This is a genomic window from Actinoplanes sp. GCM10030250 (genome assembly GCF_042666575.1).
Taxonomy (GTDB): Bacteria; Actinomycetota; Actinomycetes; order Mycobacteriales; family Micromonosporaceae; genus Actinoplanes.
Genome location: NZ_JBHTDO010000030.1, coordinates 31,606 through 54,913, shown reverse-complemented (window position 1 = coordinate 54,913; position 23,308 = coordinate 31,606). Strand labels below are relative to the sequence as shown.

At 70.6% G+C, this 23,308-nt stretch carries 20 protein-coding genes and 1 pseudogene; 11 read left to right on the top strand and 10 right to left on the bottom strand.

The features are described 5' to 3' along the window. Window positions 1-101: 101 nt before the first annotated feature. Window positions 102-1,436, bottom strand: coding sequence for an FAD-dependent oxidoreductase (locus ACFQV6_RS31575; protein ID WP_378031286.1), 1,335 nt, complete (start codon window positions 1,434-1,436; stop codon window positions 102-104). A 138-nt stretch (window positions 1,437-1,574) separates the two neighbouring features. Here ACFQV6_RS31575 and ACFQV6_RS31570 point away from each other — a divergent pair, with 138 nt between their 5' ends. Next, window positions 1,575-2,810 carry an MFS transporter gene (locus tag ACFQV6_RS31570; protein WP_378031285.1) on the top strand — a complete coding sequence of 412 codons (1,236 nt, stop codon included), beginning with the start codon at window positions 1,575-1,577 and terminating at the stop codon, window positions 2,808-2,810. On the opposite strand, the gene ACFQV6_RS31565 is transcribed toward ACFQV6_RS31570, so the two are convergent. The 4 genes from ACFQV6_RS31565 to ACFQV6_RS31550 form a co-directional block, all read right to left on the bottom strand. After that, window positions 2,786-3,445 carry a response regulator gene (locus ACFQV6_RS31565; RefSeq protein ID WP_378031284.1) on the bottom strand — a complete coding sequence of 220 codons (660 nt, stop codon included), beginning with the start codon at window positions 3,443-3,445 and terminating at the stop codon, window positions 2,786-2,788. The genes ACFQV6_RS31570 and ACFQV6_RS31565 overlap by 25 nt on opposite strands. After that, entirely contained in the window at window positions 3,442-4,614 is a 1,173-nt protein-coding gene (locus ACFQV6_RS31560) for a sensor histidine kinase (RefSeq protein WP_378031283.1), read from the bottom strand. Before ACFQV6_RS31560 ends, ACFQV6_RS31565 begins: the two co-directional genes overlap by 4 nt. Beyond that, on the bottom strand, window positions 4,611-5,435 hold the full coding sequence (locus tag ACFQV6_RS31555; RefSeq protein ID WP_378031282.1) for a CPBP family intramembrane glutamic endopeptidase: 825 nt from the start codon (window positions 5,433-5,435) through the stop codon (window positions 4,611-4,613). Before ACFQV6_RS31555 ends, ACFQV6_RS31560 begins: the two co-directional genes overlap by 4 nt. A gap of 208 nt (window positions 5,436-5,643) precedes the next feature. Then, a complete protein-coding gene (locus tag ACFQV6_RS31550; protein ID WP_378031359.1) occupies window positions 5,644-6,048 on the bottom strand; it encodes a MarR family winged helix-turn-helix transcriptional regulator in 405 nt (134 codons plus the stop codon). Window positions 6,049-6,195: 147 nt separating this feature from the next. On the opposite strand from ACFQV6_RS31550, the pseudogene ACFQV6_RS31545 reads away from it, so the two are divergent. Together ACFQV6_RS31545 and ACFQV6_RS31540 are read left to right on the top strand one after the other, a co-directional pair. Further along, window positions 6,196-6,721 (top strand): annotated as a pseudogene (locus tag ACFQV6_RS31545) (MFS transporter); the annotation flags it as partial. A 21-nt stretch (window positions 6,722-6,742) separates the two neighbouring features. Beyond that, the gene (locus tag ACFQV6_RS31540) at window positions 6,743-7,954 is read left to right on the top strand and encodes a polyprenyl synthetase family protein (RefSeq protein ID WP_378031358.1); all 1,212 of its coding nucleotides are present in this window, start codon (window positions 6,743-6,745) and stop codon (window positions 7,952-7,954) included. An 8-nt stretch (window positions 7,955-7,962) separates the two neighbouring features. Here the strand turns inward: ACFQV6_RS31540 and ACFQV6_RS31535 are convergent, their stop codons facing one another. Beyond that, the gene (locus ACFQV6_RS31535; protein WP_378031281.1) at window positions 7,963-8,715 is read right to left on the bottom strand and encodes a hypothetical protein; all 753 of its coding nucleotides are present in this window, start codon (window positions 8,713-8,715) and stop codon (window positions 7,963-7,965) included. 43 nt (window positions 8,716-8,758) lie between these two features. Continuing rightward, complete coding sequence (locus ACFQV6_RS31530; RefSeq protein WP_378031280.1) at window positions 8,759-13,855, bottom strand: hypothetical protein; 5,097 nt, start codon at window positions 13,853-13,855, stop codon at window positions 8,759-8,761. 133 nt (window positions 13,856-13,988) lie between these two features. Between ACFQV6_RS31530 and ACFQV6_RS31525 the strand changes: the two genes are divergently transcribed. Further along, window positions 13,989-14,474 (top strand): SRPBCC family protein, encoded by a 486-nt coding sequence (locus ACFQV6_RS31525; RefSeq protein ID WP_378031279.1) that lies wholly within the window; start codon window positions 13,989-13,991, stop codon window positions 14,472-14,474. A gap of 85 nt (window positions 14,475-14,559) precedes the next feature. Then, window positions 14,560-16,110 carry a diguanylate cyclase gene (locus ACFQV6_RS31520; RefSeq protein WP_378031278.1) on the top strand — a complete coding sequence of 517 codons (1,551 nt, stop codon included), beginning with the start codon at window positions 14,560-14,562 and terminating at the stop codon, window positions 16,108-16,110. A 53-nt stretch (window positions 16,111-16,163) separates the two neighbouring features. On the opposite strand, the gene ACFQV6_RS31515 is transcribed toward ACFQV6_RS31520, so the two are convergent. Further along, a complete protein-coding gene (locus tag ACFQV6_RS31515; RefSeq protein ID WP_378031277.1) occupies window positions 16,164-16,631 on the bottom strand; it encodes a peroxiredoxin in 468 nt (155 codons plus the stop codon). A 68-nt stretch (window positions 16,632-16,699) separates the two neighbouring features. On the opposite strand from ACFQV6_RS31515, the gene ACFQV6_RS31510 reads away from it, so the two are divergent. The 5 genes from ACFQV6_RS31510 to ACFQV6_RS31490 all read left to right on the top strand — a co-directional run bounded on the left by ACFQV6_RS31510 (window position 16,700) and on the right by ACFQV6_RS31490 (window position 20,494). Further along, window positions 16,700-17,389, top strand: coding sequence for a hypothetical protein (locus ACFQV6_RS31510; protein ID WP_378031276.1), 690 nt, complete (start codon window positions 16,700-16,702; stop codon window positions 17,387-17,389). Continuing rightward, window positions 17,386-17,742 carry a transcriptional regulator gene (locus ACFQV6_RS31505; protein ID WP_378031275.1) on the top strand — a complete coding sequence of 119 codons (357 nt, stop codon included), beginning with the start codon at window positions 17,386-17,388 and terminating at the stop codon, window positions 17,740-17,742. The genes ACFQV6_RS31510 and ACFQV6_RS31505 overlap by 4 nt, the downstream gene beginning before the upstream one ends. A gap of 155 nt (window positions 17,743-17,897) precedes the next feature. Further along, complete coding sequence (locus ACFQV6_RS31500; RefSeq protein WP_378031274.1) at window positions 17,898-19,364, top strand: dienelactone hydrolase family protein; 1,467 nt, start codon at window positions 17,898-17,900, stop codon at window positions 19,362-19,364. A gap of 34 nt (window positions 19,365-19,398) precedes the next feature. Beyond that, window positions 19,399-19,773 carry a VOC family protein gene (locus ACFQV6_RS31495; protein WP_378031273.1) on the top strand — a complete coding sequence of 125 codons (375 nt, stop codon included), beginning with the start codon at window positions 19,399-19,401 and terminating at the stop codon, window positions 19,771-19,773. A gap of 43 nt (window positions 19,774-19,816) precedes the next feature. Next, the gene (locus tag ACFQV6_RS31490) at window positions 19,817-20,494 is read left to right on the top strand and encodes a DUF6518 family protein (protein ID WP_378031272.1); all 678 of its coding nucleotides are present in this window, start codon (window positions 19,817-19,819) and stop codon (window positions 20,492-20,494) included. Between the two features lie 60 nt (window positions 20,495-20,554). On the opposite strand, the gene ACFQV6_RS31485 is transcribed toward ACFQV6_RS31490, so the two are convergent. Then, window positions 20,555-21,169 carry a TetR/AcrR family transcriptional regulator gene (locus ACFQV6_RS31485; protein ID WP_378031271.1) on the bottom strand — a complete coding sequence of 205 codons (615 nt, stop codon included), beginning with the start codon at window positions 21,167-21,169 and terminating at the stop codon, window positions 20,555-20,557. 123 nt (window positions 21,170-21,292) lie between these two features. Here ACFQV6_RS31485 and ACFQV6_RS31480 point away from each other — a divergent pair, with 123 nt between their 5' ends. After that, window positions 21,293-22,432: an FAD-dependent oxidoreductase gene (locus ACFQV6_RS31480; RefSeq protein WP_378031270.1), complete on the top strand. Its 1,140-nt coding sequence runs from the start codon at window positions 21,293-21,295 to the stop codon at window positions 22,430-22,432. Window positions 22,433-22,457: 25 nt separating this feature from the next. Here ACFQV6_RS31480 and ACFQV6_RS31475 read toward each other — a convergent pair whose 3' ends face one another. Beyond that, window positions 22,458-23,159 (bottom strand): hypothetical protein, encoded by a 702-nt coding sequence (locus ACFQV6_RS31475; RefSeq protein ID WP_378031269.1) that lies wholly within the window; start codon window positions 23,157-23,159, stop codon window positions 22,458-22,460. Window positions 23,160-23,308: the final 149 nt, after the last annotated feature.

The window sequence follows — 23,308 nt, the reverse complement described above, 5'->3', positions numbered from 1 at the left end:
CATGAATTCGGTGCCGTCCTCGAGGCGACAGTGGCGCAGCACCATCGAGGGGCAGGCGCTGGCGGCGTTCGACTGCCTGACCTGAGCCGCTGTCCACAAGGTCAACGCGACACCGGGCGGAGCGTGATCAGCTCGGCGAGCTCGTCGGCGGTGGGGCCGGGATGTTGCGGTGGGCGCCAGCCGCCCGCGAAGATCTCCCGGGCCCGGGGTTCCACCTCGTCGAGGGCCGTCGGCAGAACCTTCATCGACATGTACGGGCCGACCACTCGCAACAGTGACGGGTCCACAGCGGTCGCCTCCATGATGAGGTCGCTGGGTAGCCGCCGGGTCACGTCGACGTCGCCGCCGTCCCAGCGGCGGAGCAGGTCAGCGTCCCAGTGGACGTGGTCGTCGAACCAGGGGCGTACCTGGTCGGTGCACCAGGCGTCCAGGGCCAGGCCTGCTGCTTCCGGGTCGCCGGGGTGATCGTCGAGCAGGCGCAGCATCTGGCAGGACTGGCGCAGGGCGAGGGCGATGCCGCGGCCGGCCGTCGGGTTGGTGGTGCAGACCGTGTCGCCGCCGTGCAGCAGGCCGGGCAGGCCGACCCGGCCGTTGTCGTCGAGCTGGCCGCGGTACGTGTTGTGCAACCGCCCGCCGGGCAGCACCGGCGTGATCGGTCGGCTGCGGTCCTCGCTCACCCAGGCAGCAAGGGCGGGGACGGCCCGGGCGGCGGCCTCGAACAGCTCCGGGAAGCGCAGGGCGGCGAGGCGCCGGTTCGCGGTGGGCCGGGCGATCAGCGCGCAGAAGGTGCGGTTGTCCTGGAGGAACACCGCGATCAGGTAGCCGCGCAGGGTCTGCACGATGCCGACCGGGGTGTTCATCGGGCCGAGTTCCGCACCGGGGAGCAGTTCGTACTGCCGGGACACGTAGGACAGACCGCAGTCGCTGCTCTGCCCGGGGACGCGGACGTCGTCGGCGAGCTTCCCGGCCCGGCCGGACGCGTTGATCACCAGGTCGGCGGGAAGTTCGCGGCCGTCCACCCGTACCCCCGCTGCTTTTCCTCGGGTGCGCAGCACGTCGTCGGCGTGACCGGCGACAAGGGTGACACCCGGCTGGGCCACCGCGGTGGCACGCAGCACCCGCTCGAAGGTCAACCGCCGGCAGTGCAGACCGACGACCTGTTCCGGCCGGCCGTCCTGGGCCGGCAGCACGGCGGTCTCCGCGCCCGCGTCGAGAAGCTTGCCGAGCACCTCCGGCATCTCCACCTCGAGGGCGTCGCCGATCTGCTGGCGGAAGCCGTGCGGGTGATGGAACTGCATGACGCCGCGGCGGGGCCAGCTGCCGTCGGCGGCCGGGCCCGGATCGCGGTCGACGACCGCAACCTGGTTACCGCGGCGGGCGAGCGCGATGGCGGTGAACAGCCCGACCGGGCCGGCGCCCACGACGGCGACCTTCATGATGAACCCCTCCCCCGAGGATCGCCCCAGCGTATGACCGCTTCGCGGGGTCACGCGGCCTTCGTCGTGAAGGCGTCAGTACGCCGGGAGCTACATTGGCGTCGCGCTTGAAGATCGACGAGGGACGGGGGTCCGTAGATGCCGGGTGAGCGCAGACGCTGGCTGATGCTGGTCGTCGGCATGCTGGCGATGACCGCGGGCAGCACTTTCCAGTACGGGCTCGCCTACCTGATCCCGGCATACCGCGACGAGGGCCTCACCCTGGAGCAGACCGGCTTGCTGGTGGCCTGCCCCACCGTCGGCGTGATGCTCACGCTGATCGCCTGGGGCGCCGCGGCCGACCGGTGGGGCGAGCGTGTCGTGCTGTCCACCGGCCTCGGGATCGCCGGGCTCATCGTGCTCGCCGCCCGCTGGGCCCACGACACGGCGACCCTGGCTCTGTGCCTGGCACTCGCCGGTGCGGCCGGCGGGGCGGTGCTGGCGAGCGGGCGGCTGATCCTCGGCTGGTTCGCGCGGCACGAGCGCGCCCTGGCGATGGGCCTCCGGCAGAGTGCCGGGCCGATGGGTATCGCGCTGGCCGCGGCCACGCTGCCGGCTCTCGCCGCCGGGGGCACCGGCGTGCCGCTGTTGTTTCTCGCCGCGTTGTTCCTGGCCGCGGCAACGGCGGCATTCGTTTTTGTACGCGATCCGGCCGCACAGGCGTCCTCGGCCGGCTCGCGTGCACCGGAGCCGCCGACGATCTCGCCCTACCGTGCCGCCGGCCTGTGGCGCATCCACGCCGCCAGCGCGCTCCTCATAGTGCCCCAGTTCACGATCACCACCTTCGCGCTGGTGTTCCTCACCGACGCCCGCGGCTGGACCGCCCTCGCCGCCGGGCACCTGCTGGCCGGCGCGCAGGTGTTCGGCGCGCTCAGCCGCCTCGCCGCCGGCTACTGGTCGGACCGCACCGGCAGCCGGCTCAGACCGATGCGGATCATCGCGGTGGTGACCGGCGGGGCGATGCTGGCGCTGGCTGCCGCGGCGGCAACCGGATCGGGTACGGCCGTGCCGCTCCTGCTGTTCCTGAGCGTGGTGGCGGTGAGCAGCAACGGCCTGTCCTTCACCGCCGTCGCCGAATACGCCGGGCCCGCGTGGGCAGGCCGCGCGCTCGGTATCCAGACCACCGGCCAGAACGTGGTGACAGCCGCCACGCCGCCGGTGGTGGCCTTGGCGATCGGCGCCGCGAGTTTCGCGCCGGCCTACGCCGTGGTGGCTGCCATCCCTCTGATCGCCGCCGCCCTCGTGCCGGTCGCGGGCGAGCGAGCCGCCGTCGAGGCCCAGACCGGTCAGCGCGGCGGGGTCCCGGACGATCAGGTCACCAAACCGCGGCGGTAGGCGTAGACCACCGCCTGGACCCGGTCGCGCAGGTCCAGCTTGGTGAGGAGGCGTGACACGTACGTCTTGACGGTCTCCGGGCTGATCACCAGGGTCGCCGCGATCTCGCTGTTGGAGAGGCCGCCGGCGATCAGGCGCAGCACCTCCAGCTCGCGCGGGGTCAGGGCGACGCCGTCCGGTGTGCCCCCGGCGGGGCGGATCCGTGCCGCGTACCTGCCGACGAGCTGCCGGGTCACCTCGGGTGCCAGCAGCGCGGCGCCGGTCGCGACGGTGCGGATGCCGTTCAGCAGCTGGGCCGGCGGGGCGTCCTTGAGCAGGAATCCGCTGGCGCCGGCGCGCAACGCCTCGTAGACGTACTCGTCGAGGTTGAACGTGGTCACCACCAGCACCTTGATTGGATCCGCGATACCGGCGCCGGCCAGCAGGCGGGTTGCTTCGATGCCGTCGAGGACCGGCATCCGCACGTCCATGACGACCACGTCCGGGTGCACCCGGGCGGCGAGATCGACAGCGGCGCGCCCGTCCCCGCACTCGCCCACCACCTCCATGTCGGGCTGGGCACCGACGATCGTGGTGAAGCCGGTGCGGATCAGCGCCTGGTCGTCGCAGATCAGCACGCGGATCGGTGTGGTCACCGTGGACTTCCTGTCGGGATGCGCGCCTGGACGACGAACATGTCGCCGTCCCGCCGGCCGGCGCTGAACTCGCCGCCGAGCACGCCGACGCGTTCACCCAGCCCGGCGAGGCCGCGCCCGCTCCCGCCGGGCGAGAACCCCGTACCCGAGCCGTCGGTGCTGACCTCCACCAGGGTCTCCCTGTCGCTGTGGCGTACGTGGACGGTGGTGCGGCTGCCGTGCGCGTACTTGAGGGCGTTCGTCAGCGCCTCCTGCACGACCCGGTAGGTGGCGACCTCGGCGCTGCCCGTCGCCGCTGCAGGCCGGCCGGTCTCGGTGAACTCCACCGGCTGCCCGGCCTGCCGGGTCTGCTCCACGAGGGCGGTCAGGTCGCCGGCGAGCGGGGCCCGCGGGTCAGTGCCGTGGTCGGGGTTGAGCAGGTCTGTGCCGTGGTCGGGGTTGAGCAGGTCGAGCAGGTGCCGCAGGTCCGCGATGGCCCGCCGGCCGGTGTCGGTGATGGCGGTCAGCGTCGGGTCGAGGCGTTCCGGCGCGGCGGTCAGGTATCGCGCCGCCTCGGCCTGCACCACCATCGCCGTCACGTGGTGGGTCACGACGTCGTGGAGCTCGCGGGCGATGCGGGTCCGTTCCGCGGCGCGGGCGCTCTCCGCGACGTGCCGACGCTGCTGCTCCTCGGCGGCCCGGCTCGTCCGCAGCCACGCACCGGCGCCCCACGCAAGCGCGAGGGCCAGGTAGAACGTGACGAACCCGGCCACACCCTCGGCCGATCCGTCCCGGGTCAGGGCAAGGGTCAGGGGTACGTAGGCCGCGGACGCCAGGATCACGACGGGAAGCCGGTGCCGTTCGAGATGAGCCCCGGCGCTCAGCAGCGCGATCGGCAGCGCTGTGCCCGCCACCGTGTGATAGCCGCGGAGCTGGTCGATCGCGAACCCGATCGCCACCAGCGCGAGGCAGACGGCGGGCAGGCGCCGGCGGACGGCCAGCGGGAGACACTCCAGGGCGATCACCCCGACAGCCAGCGCGTCGAACGGGCGCTGCGGCAGGTCACCGAGCTGCGTGCCGCGGTTGTCCAGCGCCGCCACCGAGCAGGCGACGGCGAGCAGCAATCCCAGCGGGAGATCCCGGACCACGACGTCACGGCGGCGCCACACGTCCGCAAGGGAGTCGATCACGGCAGCACTGTAGCGCCGGCCGGGCGGCGGCGACGCGGGACGATCGTGCCGCGGCGCCGGGCCAGCCACAGGAACACCAGCGTGAGCACCGCGCCCGCCACCACCGCGTACAGGCTCGCCTCCGGGCCGAAATCGCCGCCGGTGAGCACGGCCGGGCCCGAGGTGGTGGCGTCGAGCAGCCCGTCGGGCTGACCATTACCGGACACCACCGCGCTGAAGATGCCACCCGCGGCGAAGTTCCAGCCGAAGTGCAGCCCGATCGGCACCCACAGGTTGCGGGTGGCGGCGTAACAGGCGGCGAGCATGAAACCGGCCTCGATCGCGATGGCGATCGCACCCCACAGGCTGGCGCCCGGGTTGAACAGGTGCATCACGCCGAACACCACGCCGGTCACGAGCAGCGAGATCATGGTGCCGGCGCGTTCCTCGAGGATGCGGAACAGCACGCCGCGGAAGATCAGTTCCTCGGTCACGGCGGCCGCGGCCATGAAACCGAGCAGGCCGATCGCGCCGGTGACCGAGCCGACACCGTGCACCTGGTAACCGCCGAGGAACGCGATGTTGCCGATCACCACCGCGAACATTCCGATTCCGATCAGCACTCCCCGGCCGGTCCTGGCAACCGCTCCGTGCCGGGCGATCTCGGTCACCTCCCGGCGCTCGGTGCGCCGCACCACCCATCCGTAGACGACGACCGCGACAACGGCTGTCACGGCACCGACCACCAGCGTCAGCCAGGCGTTTTCCTGCACCGCGGCGGCACCCTGACCGCCCGCGAAAGCGACAGCGACGACCGCCAGGAACTGTTTGACCACACGCATGAGAGATCGTTCCTTCATGAGGTTCTCGCGGCCCGAACGCCGCGGCTCCGTCGAAGGTTATGGATCCGGCTGACCGAAATCGTCACCCCGCGGTGGACACTCCCCGGTAGCTCGCACGGGGGACCCACCAGCAGGCGCACATCAACAACACCAACAATGCAGGGGTACGGCGTGACGACCGCCCCGCATCCGTCAGCCGGACAAGGGGCTACCGCTGTTCGGCGGCGTAGTCGCGCATCACCGCGGCGACCTCACGCAGAAAGGCCGCGGTGGCGGCGGCCTGCTCGGGCGTCAGCCGGGCCGCCGCCTGCTCGACTCCGGCGAACAACGGCGCCAGCGCACCGATGGCCTCTTCATAGGCTTTTTCGGTCGCGACGATGGTCTGCCGGCGCCGGTCGGACGGGTGCGGCACCCGCCGGGCGTGCCCGGCCGCGTCGAGCCGGTCGACAAGCGTGGTCGCCGAGGCGGACCGGATGTTGAGCCGGTGCGCCAACTCGGTCGGCCCCAGCCCGTCCGCGCTGCTCAGCAGGTGATCCAGGGCCAACGCGTCGGTGACGCCGACGCCGAGCCGGCGGGCGAGCCCCTGGGTCGCCTCTCCGTTGGCCCGCAGCATTTCGCGCAGGGCGAGAGCCATGTTACTGCGCTGCTGTGCCTGCCGCCTGATCACGGGAAAATCATAAGCCCTCCAAGTAGCAAGACAATCTGATTACTTGTATAACGAGATTCATGACAGCAGAGACATCACCCCGGCGCCGCTGGCGTCCGCCTGGGCATCGTGCTCGAGCTGGCCGGCGTCGCGGGCGTCGGGCTCGTCGCGGCCTCCGACACCGCCTGGTGGGAGAGCGTCGGCGTCGGCCTGGCCACCGCACAGATCACCGGCGTGGTGCTCGCCGACGTGCCGGTGGCGATGAGCGGCCAGGCGTCCGGCACCCAGAGCACGACCCGGCAGCTCGGCTCCGCGCTGGGGATCGCCGTTCTGGGCACCGTCCTGTTCAGCACCGCCGCCGGTCAGCTGGACACCGCCCTGGACGAACGCGGCGTGCCCTCGCAGCAGCGCACCGCGGTGGTGACGGCCGTCGAGGACAGTGCCGGCGCCGCCATTCCCGGCCTGGCGGCTGATCCGGGCACGGCGCCGCTGGCCGCCGACGCCGAGGCGTTCTCCACGGCGACGAGCTGGACGGCGTTCACGGCGGCCGGCTTCCTACTGATCGGCCTGCTCGCCTCGGCACGGCTCACCGGCTCCGGCCGCCGCGCCGCTGACTGACCCCTCCGCGACGCCCGCACCCGATATCAGGAGACGACCTCTCATGGCCCTGCAGTCCTCGCCCCATCTCGCCGCGTCGCCCCACATCGCCGCGTCGCCCCACATCGCCGCGTCGCCGCACGTCGCCACCTCGCCGCCTCTTCCCACCTCGCCGCATCTCGCCGCGTCGCCGCATCTCGCCGCGTCGCCGCTTGACGCAGCGGGTCTCAGGGATCGGGTTCAGCAGGAGATCGAGCGTTTCCTGTCGGCGCAGGCCCGGTTGCTGGCCGGCGTCAGTGCCGACTGCGCGCCGCTGGTGCAGTACGTCGCCGACCTGATGAGCGGCGGAAAACGGCTGCGGCCGGCCTTCTGCTACTGGGCCTGGCGGGCCGCCGGAGCACCCGACGAACCGGCAGCCGTCGCAGCGGCCACGGCACTGGAGTTCTTCCAGGCGGCCGCGCTCATCCACGACGACGTCATGGACGCCTCCGACATGCGCCGCGGCGCCCCGGCCATGCACCGCCGGTTCGCGACCCTGCATCGCGGCAGCGCGTGGACCGGCGACGGCGACCACTTCGGAGTGTCCGCCGCCGTGCTCGCCGGGGATCTGTGCCTGACGTGGAGCGACGAGCTCTACACCAGCAGCGGACTACCTCCGGCCGCCCTCGCCCGGGGGCGCGCCACCTTCAACAGCATGCGCACCCAGCTGATGGGCGGGCAGTACCTCGACCTGCTGGAACAGGCGATCGCCGGCGGGCGCCGCGAGGGAGCGCTGCAACGCGCTCGCCGGGTCGTGCAGTACAAGAGTGCCAAGTACACCGTCGAACATCCCCTGCTGCTCGGCGGGCAGCTCGCCGGGGCCGGCGACAACCTGCTGGCCGGCCTCTCGACGTTCGGGCTGCCGCTGGGCGAGGCGTTCCAGCTCCGCGACGACGTCCTCGGCGTCTTCGGCGACACCGGACTGACCGGGAAACCGGCCGGCGACGACCTGCGCGAAGGCAAACGCACAGTCCTGGTTGCGCTCGCTCTTGAGAGCGCGGACGCCGTACAGGAGAAGGTCTTTGAATCTCTTCTCGGTGACCCTCGTCTTGATGCGGCCGGCATCGCCGTCCTGCGGGAAATCATCGTCGACACCGGCGCATCGGCCGCGGTGGAGAGCATGATCGCCGGCCTGCTGGAGCGGTCGCTGGCCGCGCTCGACACCGTCGGCATCGACGAACTGAGCCGGTCCGTGCTCGGCGCGCTCGCCCTGGCCGCCACGAGCCGGACGTCCTGACCCGGCTTTCAGGGGGTGCCCCTGTCCAGATCGGTGCAGGTGCTTTCGTGCGGCAGCAACGGCCGGAGCGTGACCCAGAGCGTCTGGCCGCCGGACTTCCACTGGGCGGTTTCGGTCGCCGCCGGCGGCGCGCTGGTGAGTATGGTGCAGAGGCCGAGGTAGGTCCGCACGCCGGTGGTGAGGTCACCTCCCCCGGGCCAGGGCTGGGCCTCTACCTGGCTCTCCTTCGTGCCGAATCCTCCGGTGACGAGCGCGGCGTAGGCCATCGGCCGGTACGGCGTCGACGTAGCGGGGGCGATCAGGGCACTCAGCGCTGAACGGAATCGGTCGCCCTCGTCCCCACCGGGGTTCGTGATCTTCGTGGTGTAGGTCCGCCCACCCGAGCGCAGCGTCACCACCAGCATCGATCCGTCGGTGGCCTCCATCGGCGAGGCGACGAACCGGTTCCGTGCCAGGCCGGCGTCGTGCGCCAAACGGTAGAGGTGGCGGTACCGATCCGGGGTGAGCATGTGCTCCGCCGCCCGCTGCAACGCGCCGTCCTGGCCGGCCGGAACGATCACCCGGCCGCCGCCCATGACGGTGACCTCGGGCAGTTGCGCCCGCTCCGACGGCCCGACCAGGCTGCGCCACTCCTTGACCTGGAGCACGGCGATGCCGGGGTCGGTGGGCGGCTCGGGGATGTCCCGGTGCGGCCGGTGGATGGAGCCGGTGAGCAGGGTGAGGGCGGCGACGGCGGCAGTGGCGAGCGGAAGCGGGCGCACCCGGGTTCGACGCCGGGCGCGACTGGCCGGTTCCGCGCGCGTGTCAGGCCGGTTGAGGGGTGGTGAACCTCCGCAGCAGGTGGGGGTACATGGTGGCCAGAGCCGGAAGTGAGACGCGCCAAGGAGCCAGCGTCAGAGCCTTGCCGATCAAGCGGGCCGCGTGCGGCATGCCGGGAATCCGGGCCATCTCGATCAGCGTCTGTGCCTGCTCGGCCTGGTCGGCGACGAGTTCGGCGACGCGCTCCGCGGAGATGGCGAGAGCTCTCGCATGCCGAGGGCTGCCCGGTGCTGCCTGGGCGGCGAGGTGGGCCAGGCAGAGCGCTTTTCGGGAGGGGTCGAGGACCGATGCGGCGGACTGCTCGGCGGCACGGGCGAAGGCGGCGACACCGGTGGCCGCCAACTCGGTGAGCGCGAAGGCACGAAGGGCCGGATCGGAGATGCGGTCGGCGAGCCGGAGCGCCCTGCCCACATCGCCCGTGCCGGCGGAGATGGCGGCGAGATCGGTGAGAGCGCGCGCTTGCCGGTGAGGATCGGCGATGCCGACAGCTAATTCGCAGGCGTCATCGATGTCGCCCGCGTCCACGAGCGGGCCAATGAGGTCCAGCAGTTCCTCAGCCTGACGCGCCGAGTCCCTGATCCTCGTTGCGACCCGGGCGGCCCATCGGATGTCGCCCGCGCTCGCCACCTTGCTGACCAGACCGGCCAGCTCACGGGCCTGGGCCGGGTCGTCTCCGATCCGGGCCGCGATGTCGGCGGCCTGTTCGATGTCGCCGGAGTCCGCCACCGCGCGTGCCACGTCGGCCAGCGCCGTGCCTCGCGTCTTCGGGTCGGTGAGGCGCCACGTGATCTGGAGGGCCCGCGGCACGTCACCGCGATCGGCGATCCGTCCGGCCAGGCGTGCGAGCGTATGCCTCTGCAGATGCCGGTCGGTGATGCTGCGAGCGGCCTGCTCGGTCGCCCCGGCAAGGGTCGGCGCCCACCGGCGCATGGAGGCGACCTCAGCGAGGGTTCTGTTGCGCAGAAGGTCGTCGGTGAGGTCGCGGGCAAGGTTTTCGGCATGCTCCATACGACCGTTGGCTGCCATCAGCCGAATGAGATCGATCATGGCTTGTGCCTGCTGGGATTTCTCGGCGATGCCACCCGCGATCTGTAAGGCATGCTCCAGATCACCGGCCGTCGCCTCGAAGCGGACCAGGTCCTGCAGCGTCTGGGTACGCCGGGACTCGCTGGCGATGGCGCCGGCGACCCGCACGGCCTGAGCGACGTCACCAGCGGCCGCCACCGCGCCGGCCAGGGCGGCGAGCATCTGCGCTTGAACGTGCGAGTCAGTCACACTGTGCGCGAGGTCGACGGTCGCGTCGACCAGCGCTGTGGCCTGGCCCGGGTCGCCGCTCAGAGCGGCGATGCCGGCCAGTTCGGTCAGCGTCGACGCGTGATGAGAGGGGTTGGCGATCCCCGAGGCGATGCGGACGGCCGGTTGCATGTCACCGTCGGAGGCCAGCCCGGCGGCCAGCTTCGCCAGGGTCTCGTGCTTGCCGTAGGGGTCGGTGACGTCATGCACCAGGCGCATGGCCAGGTCCGTCTCACCGATCGCCGCCACCGTTCGAGCCAGTTCGGCCACTGTTCGCACCTGCTCGGTCTGCTGGGCGATGGCCAGCGCGGCCCGCCCCGCTCGTTCATGATCGCCTACTTCCACCAAGGCGCGCGCCACCTCCGCGAGCGCCTGCGCCTGGCGGTACGGATCAGCGATACCCCGTGCGGTCTCCTCCGCGGTGGCGGCCAGGTCGATGGCTCGTTCCCGATCGCCGGCTGCCGCGGTCGCGCGGGCCAGGTCCGTCAGAGCCCGCGCCTCCCGGAGCTGGTCGACGATACTGCGCGCGGTCTTCTCCGCGGCGTCGGCGAGGCCGGCGGCTCGTTCCGTCTCACCCTCGTCCGCCGCCGCACGCGCCAGACCGGCCAGAATGCGGGCTATCTGGGACGGATCCTGGAACCCGCGCGCGATTCGTACCGCACGCTCGTGCTCGCCCGCGGTTGCCGCGTCGCGGGCCAGGGCTTCCAGCGTCTGCGTCCGGCGCGACGGATCGTGCATGGCCTCGGTGATCCGGACGGCCGAGTCCACGTCGTCGGCCACCGCGGCGCGATGTGCCAGTCCGGCCAGAGCAGCGTCCCGCGTCTGCCATTCAGTGATGCCGTGGGCGACCCGCAGACCTCGCGGGAGGTCACCAGCAATCGCGAAGACCCTCGCCACCTCGCTCAGTGCTCGCGCCCGCTCGACAGAGTCCACGACCGCGCATGCCGCTCGGTCCGCGGCGCCGGCGAGGGTCAGAACGTCTTGCCGGTCGTTCTTGCCGACGACAGCCTGCGCGACAGCGGTCAGTGTCTGCGCCCGATCGAGCGAGTTGCGACGTCCGGCACCCCGCTCCACGGCGATCACCAGGTCCGCGGGCCGCCACGAAGCGCAGGCGGCATGGACGGCAGCTGCCATGTCGCGCAACGCAAGCGCCTGTTCCTCGAACCCGTCCTGGTCGGCTTCACGATCGGCGGCGGTCTCGACCGCCCGGATCGCGGCGCGAGCCAGCCGCCTCGCCTGTCGGAACAGCTCAGGCCCCAGCGCGGCCCGGACCAGATCAGCCAGCGTTTGTGCCTGCCGCGACGGGTCATTGGCACTGTAAGCCGCACCTTGCGCGGCCTCACTCAATTGCATCACGTGTTGCCGTTCCACCACATGGCAGGCCTCGGCCAGACGTGGCCCGCTGTGATGCACCCCGGCTGCCCGCTGTGCCGGGTCCAGGGCACTGTCGGCGAACCGTACGGCGGCTTCTGCCAGCGCTGTCACCGGTTCAAGAACGATCTGCACCGCTTCGGCCACCGTTCGCATCGCGGCCCGATCGTCCGGAGGATGCCGCACATCGCCCGATGCCGCCACCGGTGGCCGGCCCGCCATGGCGAGCGCCCGCCGGCGCACGTTCAGGTCGCTGACGTCGCCGGCAAGTTGCACGGCGGCCTCCGAGGCGGATGCGACCACAGTCCGGTGAGCACCCACGGATGCGCCGGGCAGGGCGGCCAGCGCCTTCACTCGCAGGAATTCGTCGTCGAGCTGGGCCGCGATCCGGGTGGCTCGCTCGACATCGCCGGCAGCGGCCACCGCGCGCGCCAGTTCAGCCTGCACTTCCCAACGATCAGGACGTTCCAGGATCCCCCGTGCGGCGTCTTCGGCGGTGTCCGCGAGAACCAGGACCCGATGCGCCTCGTCAGCGCGCCTCAGCGCATCCATCAGCTCGATGAGATATCGAGCCCGGATCGGCAATTCGAGAATGTCGGCGGCCGCTCGCTCGGCGGCCTCGGCCAGAACCACCGCGCGCGCCGGGTCACCGAGACCGGCGGCGTCGGTCACCAAAGCCGTCAACGCCCCGGACCGCCCCTGCGGTTCGGCGATGCGACCAGCGATGAGCTGGGCCAATCGCAGATCACCACTCGCCGCCGCGGCGCGCGCCAACAGAGTCGCCGTTCGCTCGGACAGGGGCGGGTCGATGCCGGCGGCGGTATCGGCTGCCCACTTCACGTCACCGGCGACGGCCGCCACGCGTACGACATCGGTCAGCGTGGCCGCCCGCAGGGACAGGTCGTTGATGCCGGCGGCGATGTCCGCCGCCCGCTGCAGGTCGCCGGTACACGCAGCCGCCCCGGCGACCCCGGCCAGCGCTCGTTCCTGCCGGGACGGGTCGGTGATGCTGCGGGCGAGAGCCTCCGCCCGGGTCGGCTGGCCCAGCACGGCCCAGACGGCCGGCAGGCCGGCCGGCGTGTTGCTGTTACGGCTCTCGAGCTGGTCACGGTGATGTGCGAGCCGGAGGAGACAGTAGAGATCGGTGTCCGCGGTTTCCTCCTTGGCCAGAATCAGGCTCTGGCAGGCGCGAATCTCGGAGAGCGCGGCGAAGTCTCCGCCGGACAGGTTCAGCATGCGGTCGTGGCGGACCGGGTCGGTGGCGAGGGCGGCGAGCCGGTCGGCGTCGGCCTGGTCGGTGAGCATCCGGACATACCCGCGGAGCAGGTATTGCGGGGTGTCCGGCGGCCATTCGGGCCGGTACCTGTCGGCCCAATCGTGGATCCTCTTGCGGTACGTCTTCAGGCCTGCACCGAGGCTCTGGACCGCGGACTCCCGTAGCGTCTCGTGAGCGAACAGGTACAACCGCCTCTGATCCGCGTCGGCGCGCCCGACCACCGTGCGGCCGAAAACTCCGTGCAGCAGCTTCTCGAGCATGTACGGCGGTTTACGGGTCAGCTCCTCGAGTTCGCCCAGGGTGAGTCCACCGCCGCAGGCCGCGATCAGTCCGATGGCATGGCGCTGCAGCTTGTTCCCCTCCAGCAGGACCAGCAGCTCCTGGTTCGCCCGCTCGGCGAACTCGGAGGCGTGCGGGGAGGTGGCCAGCTCCCGGACCTGGCAGTTCACGCGCAATGGATGATCGGACGGCAGGTCACGCGGAAGTTCCGGATCCGGGCGGCTGGAAACCACCACCTGTAGTCCGTTGTCGCAGACCCGTGGCAGGAGCGAGGCCACGCTGGGTATCTCGGAGCCCGGTTTGTTACCCCGGTCCTCATCGAGACCGTCGACGACGAGAACGAGCCGGCGGCCCTCGTCTTGGACCTTCTTCGCGGCCGCGGTCAGCAATGCCCGCCGGTAGGTATCGGCGCGAGCCGGATTGAGTGATCCGGGAACTGTCTCCCCCAGGATGGCGGAGAGCTGATCGATGAGCATGTCCGTGAACGCGGGGCTCCCGGACTGGTCGGCAAGCCGCGCGGTGATGAAGAACGAAACGACCTCCACCTCAGGGGGCGGTCGCAGTACGAAGGTGGACAGCAGCGCGGACTTGCCCGCCCAGGGCCCCGCGATCCACCACAGATAGGTGCCGTCACCCGCGCAGAAAGTGGTGAGCTCGGAGAGTTCGGCGTCTCGGTCCCGCAAGGCGCCCACGGCGCCGCCACCGGGCGCGATGTCACGAACCTGATCTATGTAGCCGGAACGGGTCCACCAGGACGGCCGCTGCCCTGGCGGGTACAGATGCATCGTCGCGTCGTCGCCCACGATGACTCCGCGGGCGCCCCGCAGGTCCACATCAACACTCCGGCCGACCAGCTCGTCCACCTTCACATTGTTGCCTCATCGTCCCCCGATGAGGAGGACAGCCTGGCCGGGCGTTGCACCGGATTCTCGCCGGGTCCGCGCGTCGCGTGCTTTGCTGGTGATCCCACTCCCCCTAGATCACAGGAGCCGCCGGATGGCCCGATTCACCGTCACCCAGGGCGTGCGTGCGCCCGCAAGCGAGGTCTGGGCCGCCCTGGTGGACTGGCGCCGGCACGGTGATTGGGCACCGCTGACCACGGTACGGGTGACGACATCCCGGCCCGGCGGAGTGGGCGCGCAGTTCGTCGCCCGGACCGGGATCGGCCCACTCGCGTTCGACGACCCGATGACGGTGGAATTCTGGCAGCCACCGGCCGGCGACGAGCCGGGACGCTGCGAGGTTGTCAAACGTGGTCGCGTGGTGCTCGGCCGGGCCTGGTTCACCGTCGTGCCGCTGCCCGGCGGCACCAGCCGGGTCGAGTGGGGCGAGGACGTGACGGTGACGCCTCATCGCCTCACCCGGTTCGCCGGGCCGGTGTTGTCGCTGGCCGGGCGGGCGGGTTTCGGCGCGACCCTGCGGGCGATGGCCCGGGAGGTGGAGAAGCAGAACCGACGACCGCTGCCTCCGCGGAGCGCCTGATCGCCGGAGCCGTCAATCAGGCCGGACACCTCACGTCGGGCCCGCCGCGGCCGACGATAGGGCCGTGAGAAACGGGGAGACGCCTATGAACCGCCTACCGGTGCTGGTGTCACCGTACGGTCCCTATGCCGGTCTCGCGCTGCACGTGCATGACCTGACCATTCGCGGTCACCACACGGAGACCCTTCTCGCCGCGGACGAGGCGGAAGCGATCACGCTGATGCTCGGCGACCACCGGACCCACCGGGTCAGCCGGCTGGGCCGGATGTACGCGCTCAGCGCGCTCGGCCGGCTCGACGAGGCATTGCGCATCGCCGAGGACCTGATCGCCGACCAGTCGGTGCTCGGCGGCCCGAAGGCCACCGACGCCAAGATCATGGCGGACACCGCCGAGGTGCTGATCAATCTCGGGCGCATCGACGACGGCCTGCACTACGTCGCCCGCGCGATGGCCGTGCTGGACGTGGCGCCGCGCAAGGGTCCGCGATACTTCTCCGCCATGTCCTCGCTGGGTGAGGCCGCCCGCGGCGCCGAACTGTTCGAACTCGCCGACGACGCCATGCGCCGGTCCCTGGAGTCGTTCGAGTCCCCGGATGATCTGTACCGGTCCGCGGCTGAGCTGACCCAGACCGAGCTATGGCTCGAGTGGGCTTTGAGACTGGAGCAGGTCGATCGTACGGAGGAGGCGGCGGCCCTCATCGACAAGAGCGCGGCCGTGCTCCAGTACTGGACCGCACAGGGCATCGACTCCCCGCTGGGTGCGGCGGTGCTCGCGGTCTGTCACGCCAAGTCCGGCCGGCTCGACGAGGCGCACATCATCGTCGGCGAGTTGCTTCCCAAGATGCGCGCGGCGGGCCAGACCCATGAGTCCCGCCTGCTGCACCTCGCGTACGGGCTGATCCTGCGAGCCGCCGGCGAGTGGCGTGCCGCCCGCCGGGAGTTCCGGGCCGCCCTGGAGATCTCGGTCCTGCGATCGCAGCGGCTCCTCTTCCAGTACGAGCTGGCCCTCACCGCCGTACACGAGTTCCCCGGCGACGCCACCCGGACAGTGCTGGAGTCGCTGCGCAGCCATGTCGAAGCCCTGTGGCAGCTCCGGCTCGACCGGCGCACGATGCTGCGCCAGGCCTACCGCCGGGTGGAGCTCGAAGCCGCGCGCACCACCGCGGACCTGGCCGCCGCCTCGGACGCGCTGACCGGGCTGGGCAACCGCCGGATGTTCGACCGCCGGATCGACACGGTCGCCTACGGCGGCTCCCTGCTGCTCATCGACGTGGACCACTTCAAGGACATCAACGACCGCTACTCGCACGGCGTCGGCGACCGGGTGCTCGGCGAGATCGCCGCGGTCCTGCGCGCACACTGCCGCCACGACGAGGTCGCGATCCGCTTCGGCGGCGACGAGTTCGCCCTGTTCCTGGCCACCGGCGAGGAGGAGGCCCAGCAGGTCGGCGAGCGCATCCGCCGGGTGATCCAGGCCCGCGACTGGAACACCATCGTGCCGGGCCTGACGGTCACCCTCAGCATGGGACTGGCCGGTTGCCAGGCCGGCGAACCGGGCCGTGAGCTGTACAACCGCGCGGACGAACGCCTTTACGTGGCCAAGCGGTCCGGCCGCAACCAGCTGGCCGCCGCGTAAGGCCCCGCGGCCGTCGCGTAGGCCCCGCGGCCGTCGCGTAGGCCCCGCGGCCGTCAGGGCTTGGCGGCAGCCGCCACGCTCAGGGCCTGCGCCGCGTGCTGGTTCATGTCCAGCTCGCTGTGGATCACGCCGAGGATCCGCTGGTCCGTCCCGATCACGAACGTCATCCGCTTGGTGCTCAGCGCGCCGAGGTTCAGCTTTCGTTTCACACCGTACGCCGCGATGGTCACCGACTCCGGATCGGACAACAGCGGATAGTCGAAGGTGTGCGTCTCCGCGAAGAGCTTCTGCTTCTCGACGGGATCCCTGCTGATGCCCACCCGCTGCACGCCGGCCGCGCGGTATTCCGCCGCCAGGTCACGGAAGTGGCAGGCCTCCGCGGTGCACCCCTTGGTCATCGCGCCGGGATAGAAGAAGAGGACGACGGGCCCGTCCACCAGGAGATCGGTCAGCCGCCGCGGCGTGCCGTCCTGGTCGGGAAGCTCGAAGTCGGGCGCGATGTCACCATCCGAGATGCTCACCGATGCACACTAACGTGCACCGAAACTCGGCACTAGCGCCGATAGGTTGGCTGTGGAAAGCTATTGGCATGACCACTGATTCGATGCCCACCGCCGACGATCCCCATCGGCTCCTCGCGGATGTGCGAGCCCTCACCCACCGGGTGCGTCGCGACCAGCGGGTCACCTGGGTCGCCCTGCTCGTCCTGGGTGCGGTGACGCTGGTGGGAATCCCGTTCGACTGGTTCGGCATGAACCTGAACTGCCTGCCCGACGGCAGCTGCGAGTTCGCGCGGCGGGGCGTGCTGTATTACTGGCCGCTCGCGCTCCTGGCGGCATACACGGCCATCGCCGTCTGCTACACCCGAGTCACCCGGGCGCGGGGGCTGGGTGCGCGGGTGCTGCCGTACGCGATAACCGGTGCCGCCACCACCCTCGTGTTCACCGCCGTCTGGGTGGCCGCGGCCCTGTACTTTCCGAGCCACCCGGTGGAACAGCCGCTGTCGTACTGGTGGCTGGTCCTTGATCGGCTGGTCGCACCGTGGGGCGTGATCGGCGTCGCCCTGCTGGTGCTGGCCTGGTTGGAGCGCAACGTCGCGCTGCTGCTGTTCACCCTCGCCTACCTGGCCCTGGTGCTTCTGGTGCTGCCGATGAACTTCGGCTTCGGACCGCCGCACTGGGAAATCCGGCTGGGACTGGCCGTGCCGCAGCTCATCGCCGGCGTTGTGCTGCTCCTCGGCGGGTTCGGCTTCCGGGCCGCCGGCCGGCAGCACCGGTGACGGCCGTAACCAGCGCCCCGGACCCCGACGCCGCGCACCCGGTCACCGGCCTGGACGAGGTGGTGCACCAGCGGGTGCGGCTCGGCATCCTCACCATCACCCACGAGGCCCGCCGGGTCGAGTTCGGCTACCTGCGCACCCACCTGGAGCTGACCGCCGGAAACCTCTCCAAGCATCTAAGCGTGCTGGAGGAGGCCGGCCTGATCAAGGTCGAGAAAGGCTACGAGGGCCGGCGCGGCCGCACGTGGATCACCCTGACCGCCAGCGGCAACACCGCCCTCGCCGCAGAGATCGGCCGGCTCAAGCAGCTCATCGCGCGGGTCGAGACCACCAGCACCCCGGAGGACCGTTGAGCCCCTGGCGCTGCGAGCCAGAGAGCAGAACATCATCGTGTACGACGCTGAGGCGCCACGCGTGACAGCCTCCCCGCTTCCCCGATGTCATGCCGGCGCTGCACTGGCCCGTCGCTGCTACCGTGCACCGTCGGATCAGTCGCGGGGAGAGCCTTGTGAAGCGGTTGCTGGTTCTCCTGCTGGTTCTGGTTGCCGGCGGCGTCTGGCTGATCGCCGGAGCCGGTCACGACCTGCGCCGTGAGCACGTCACCTCCGCCGGAGTCCCGCTCGACGAGGTGCACCCCTCCGCGAGCGGGCCCCACCCCGGTGTTGTCGTCGCGCACGGCTTCTCCGGGTCGGCGAAGCTGATGGCACCGTTCGGCGACACCCTGGCGGCTCGCGGCTATGTGGTCGTCCTGCTGGACTTCGCCGGCCACGGTGCGAACACGCGACCGCTGCCGGACCAGGCCGCCGGGACTGCCGAGTCCACACAGGTCCTCCAACACGATCTGGACGTGGCGCTGGCCCACCTGCGCTCACTGCCCGACGTCGACCCGTCGCGGGTCGCGCTGGTCGGGCACTCGATGGGCGCCGGTGCTGTCACCCGGTACGCGTCCGCCCACCCCGACGTGACCGCGACTGTGGCGATCTCCCTGCCGGACTCGTCCGTCGCCTCCGCTGAACGGCCCGCACGGCTGCTCACCATCGCCGGAGCTCTGGAGTTCCCGGACTTCCGCGCGGTCGCCGTCGACGTCGCGGCCGAGCGCGGCGACCGCGCGGTCCGCATCGTGCCCGGCGTTGAGCACATCACCGTTCTGTACGCCCCCGAGACCCACCGCGAGACTGTCGCCTGGCTCGACAGCGCCTTCGACGGTCCACGCGACAACGCCGCGATCCCGTTTCCCGCACGTCGCCTCGCGGGTGCGGCGCTGCTGGTGCTGGCCTTCGTGCTGGGGTTATACCCGCTAGCGGCCCTGCTCTGCGGCGCGGCCCGTGCTGAACGGCCGGCGCCGGAACCGGGTCGCATCGCGGCGGCGGCCCGGATCACGGTGGTCACGGGGGTGGCGGCGGTGGCCGGGGCGGTGGCTGCCCGGTTCCTGCCCACGAACCACCTGCCAGTGGCGATCGCCGGCTACGTGATCGGGTATGCGGCGGTCATCGGGGTGCTGCTTCTCGGATATGCGGTGCGGCGTCCCGCGTACGCGATCAGACGTGGGCACATGACGAGCCGCCCTGCGCTGCTTGTGACTATCGCATACGCGATTGCCGCGATTGCCGTACCCCTGCATTTAGGAATGACCCACGCCTGGCCCGCCGGAAATCGATGGTGGCTGCTCCTGATCGTCTGGTCGGCCTTTGCCCTGTTCGCCTATGCGGCCGAACACGCCGCCGCCGGCGCACCACTGAGCCTGCTGGCGATCGCCGCGGTCTTCGTGGCGGTCCTGGCTGCCGCGGCCGTCACCGGATTGACCCACGGCTTTGTCATTCTGGTGCTGTTCCCGCTGATCGGCCTGATGCTCTGGCAGGCATTGTGGAGTGCGTTCCTGAACCGGTTCTCAGTGTCCGCGTGGGTGATCGCTCTGACCGGCTCCATCGTCGTGGCCTGGCCTTTGGCGGTCACGCTGCCGCTCGTCGGTAACTGAGATCCTGGAGACTGACAACGAAGGGAATACGCGAATGCGGGTTCGAGGGATCTCCTGGGTCGGCGTGAAGACCGACTCCTATCAGCAGATGAGGGACTTCTTCGCGGACACCGTCGGAGTGGCCGCGGAGTACGAGCGACCCGACTTCGCGGTGTTCCGCTTCCCGAACGGTGACAAGCTCGAGGTCTTCGGGCCCGGCGCCGACGATCCGGCCGAACAATTCGCTGTGGAAAAGGTCGTGGCGAGCCTGCTCGTGGACGACATCGATGCGGCCGTCACCGAGTTGCGGCAGGCCGGGATCGAACTGATCGGTACCAAACAGGGCGGTGGAGACGGCTACTTCTGGCAGCATTTCCGAGCCCCGGACGGAAAGGTGTTCGAGCTCGTGTGCGATCCGCGGCACCCGTGACCCGCGGACCACGGATGCGGCGCGGGCACGGCACAATGACGTCGTGAGTTCTTGGCGCGGTCGCGTGTGGTGGGTGGGCGTCGGGCCGATTCTCGGAACGTTGCTGGGCGTCGTCGATTCGGTCGTCAATCACGTACCGGCGGTTCTCGGTGAGGTCGGTACAGCTCGGGCCGAGCGGGGTGCCTGGTCTCAGACGGCCGAGTTCGCCAGTCTGATCCTCGACGCCGGATGGGCGTGGGCGGCCGCCGCTGTGCTGGCGGGCTGGCTGGTGAGCCGGCACGCGCGGCCGGTGGCGGGCATGGTGCGGGGCGCCCTCGCCGGTGGTCTCACGCTGCTCTGTGCGACCACCGCCTACTACGGCGCCGACCTGCTCTTCGACGGCGGCAGCTGGTGGGGCTGGGTGACTCGGTACTGGCTGATCGGCAGCGTGCTGCTGGGTCCTCCGCTGGGAGCGGTCGGCGCGCTGATCCGGCGTCCCGGTGCGATCGGAGCGGTCGCGGCGCTTGTCGTCCCGGCCGGCGCGGCACTGCAGATGGTGCTCCTGCCGCCGCCTCCCGACAGCCGGATGGCGGGACCGGTGCAGTGGAGCATCTGGATCGCGGCCGCTGCGGCGATCGTGCTGATCCTGCGTGGCAGCGGCCGTCGCGACCGGGTCCTGGGCACAGAGCACGCTGCGCCTCAGCCCGGCGCTCGCGGCGGCCCTCACCGCGCCGCCGAGTGACGCGACGCCTCTGGTGCTGCCCCCAGGTCCTCGTTCCGGAGCGCCCTGACGCGGCTTCGGTCAGCCGAGCCCGAGATGCCTGGCCACGATGGCCACCTGGCCGGCGAACCGGTCGAGGAACTCGGGCGAGCGCGGGTCGACGCCGCAGGTGCCCTCGACGATGTGCGGCAGCGTGGTGGGCGCCATGGCCATCGCCATCAGCATGACCAGCAGGTAGCCCGGATCCAGATCGGCCGGCAGGTCACCCGCCTCCCGCCGTGCCCGCAATTCGTCGATGGTCTGCGCGAACATGCCGGTCGGCGGGTCCCCGTCGGATCCGGCGTACTCGAGCCCGTTCCAGGCGAGCAGGCGGACGCCGTCCGGGTTGTGCAGTGCCTCCAGCGCATAGCGACGTAACTGCTCCGGCAAGGGCGTGCCCGCGGGTGCCAGCTCACCCTGCCGTTGCTGCCACTGCCGCGAAATGGCTTGGTAGAGGCCCTCTTTGCCGTCGAAGTAGTAGGAGATCAGCTGTACGTTCACCCCGGCGCGGGCGGCGATCGCGCTGATCCTGGCACCCGCGTAGCCATGCGCGCCGAACTCGGCCATCGCGGCGTCGAGGATCAGCGCGCGGGTGCGCTCGGGATCGCGCTGCCGCTCCTGCGGCTTGGGGGACCTTCGGGGTTTCGACGCGGACATACCCGCGATCATAGCTTCGTCCGACACAATCAAATGAACGCTTGAAATTCTCATTCGTACGCTTGACTACTTCACTTCCCGGGCGCACCCTTGGGGGCACCGAAGTTCACAAGGGAGAGTGAAATGCCGGAAAATACGAGGATCCTCATCGCCGGTGGCGGTGTCGGCGGCCTGACGCTGGCGCAGGCGCTGCGTCACGCCGGGCTCGATGTCGTCGTCTACGAGCAGGACCCCACACCACGCATCCGGAACCAGGGCTACCGGATCCACATCGACCCGGCCGGCAACGCGGCACTGGCCGACTGCCTCCCGCCGGACGTGATGGCGGTGCTGCGCCGCACCAGCGGCCGCAACGGCGATCTGGTGACGACCTTCACCACCGGGCTGCAGCTGATCCACAAGCAGCATTTCCCCGGCACCCCCGCCGGCCGGCTCACCGCCGTCGACCGCGACACCTTCCGCCGAGGCCTGCTCACCGGCCTCGACGATGTCGTCCGGTTCGGGCACACGGTGTCGGGCTATCAGGTGACCGACTCAGGGCGGGTACGGGTCCGGTTCGCCGAAGGCGGCAGCGACGAGGGGAGCCTGCTGGTCGGCGCGGACGGAGCGGGGTCGGCCGTTCGGCGCCAATTGCTCCCGGAAGCGGTGCCGCACGACTTCGGCCTGCGGTGTCTCTACGGCCGGATGCCCCTCACGGGACTGTTGTCACCGGAGGAGTTCGAGCGTGGCCTGTGCTGGGTCTCGGGTGGCAGCACGTGCGGCGCCGCCTTCGGCACTGTCCGATTCCGCACCCCTGTGGAGGGAACACCGGACTACCTCATGGTCACCCTCGTCGCGACCCCGGATCGTCTCGGTGTCACGGACGAGAGGCTGTTCCGCATGTCGTCGGAAGAACTGTGGAAACTCTCGTCGGACACTGTCGCCGACTGGCATCCGGTGATTCGCGACGTCTACGCCCGCGCGGACATCGCATCGTTCCTCCCGATCACGTTCCGGATCGCCGACCGGATACCGGCGTGGGCACCGGGCCCGGTCACCGTGCTCGGCGACGCGATCCACACCATGCCGCCCACCGGGGGTGCCGGAGCGAACACCGCGCTGGCCGACGCCGCCACGCTGGCGAAGGAAATCCTCTCCGCCGCACGAGGCGGACGGACTCCGGTCGAAGCGGTGGCGGCCTACCAGGCGATCATGCTGCCGCGTGGATTCGCGGCCGTCGACAACTCGCGGCGCATGGCGGCCCAGATGTTCGCGGCGCCCTGATCAGCCGCTTGCCGGGCGGGTCCGGTCAACCGCCGCGGCCCTGGTGATATGCAGTGCTGTGCGACGCGCCGCAGATGAGGCATCCCTTACCCATGGGTCCGGGGCCCGACCGTCGTGAGCCCGACGCGCCCGCGGCTGCGCCGAGAACAACGACGATGACGAAAATGATCGTCAGCCACCATCCGATGAACGGGGAGTGCTCGAACTTTTCGATCTGCAGGCCGCTCTGCCACCTGCACTTGCCGGCGTACAGATCGGGGTCGTTGACAGCGTCATAGCAGGAATCCGGCCTGGCATAGAAATAGCGGACGAGTTCGGTCTTGTCGGCGATGCAATCAGCCTCAACACGTTCGTCCGAACTGCCGGCCGGTGCGAATGCTGGACCTCCTCCCGCAGGTGAGGTCATCGCCGACAGGTAACCTTCGGATCTCTCGCAGGGCGAATCGGTGCGCGGAGAATAGTCACCATCGAGGTCTCGCAGTTCTACCTCATCATCCGCGGTTGATCCTGTCATGCAGTGGTGAAAGGCCAACTCATCGGCATTGCGGTCCACGATTTTCGCCGTCCGCGCGGTTTGCCTTTCGGTAAGGATGCGCCATCGTTCGCAAGCGGCTGAATCCGGCCGCGGCGCTGCCGCCGCCGAAGCCGGCAAAGGCACAGCAGCAAACCACAACAGGACCAGCACCGTGACCGAGAGTTGCTTCCCGCGGTGCGCCAGGTCCGCCATCCACGCAGAATATGGACAGCCGGCGCGGCGACGCAGCGGTTGTCACCCGATCCGGTGTCACCGGTAGGGGTCCGCTCAGCCCTGCGAACCGGCCCGGCCCGCTGCGGCCGCGCATGATCACGGCGGGCGTGCATGATCACGGTGGCCGC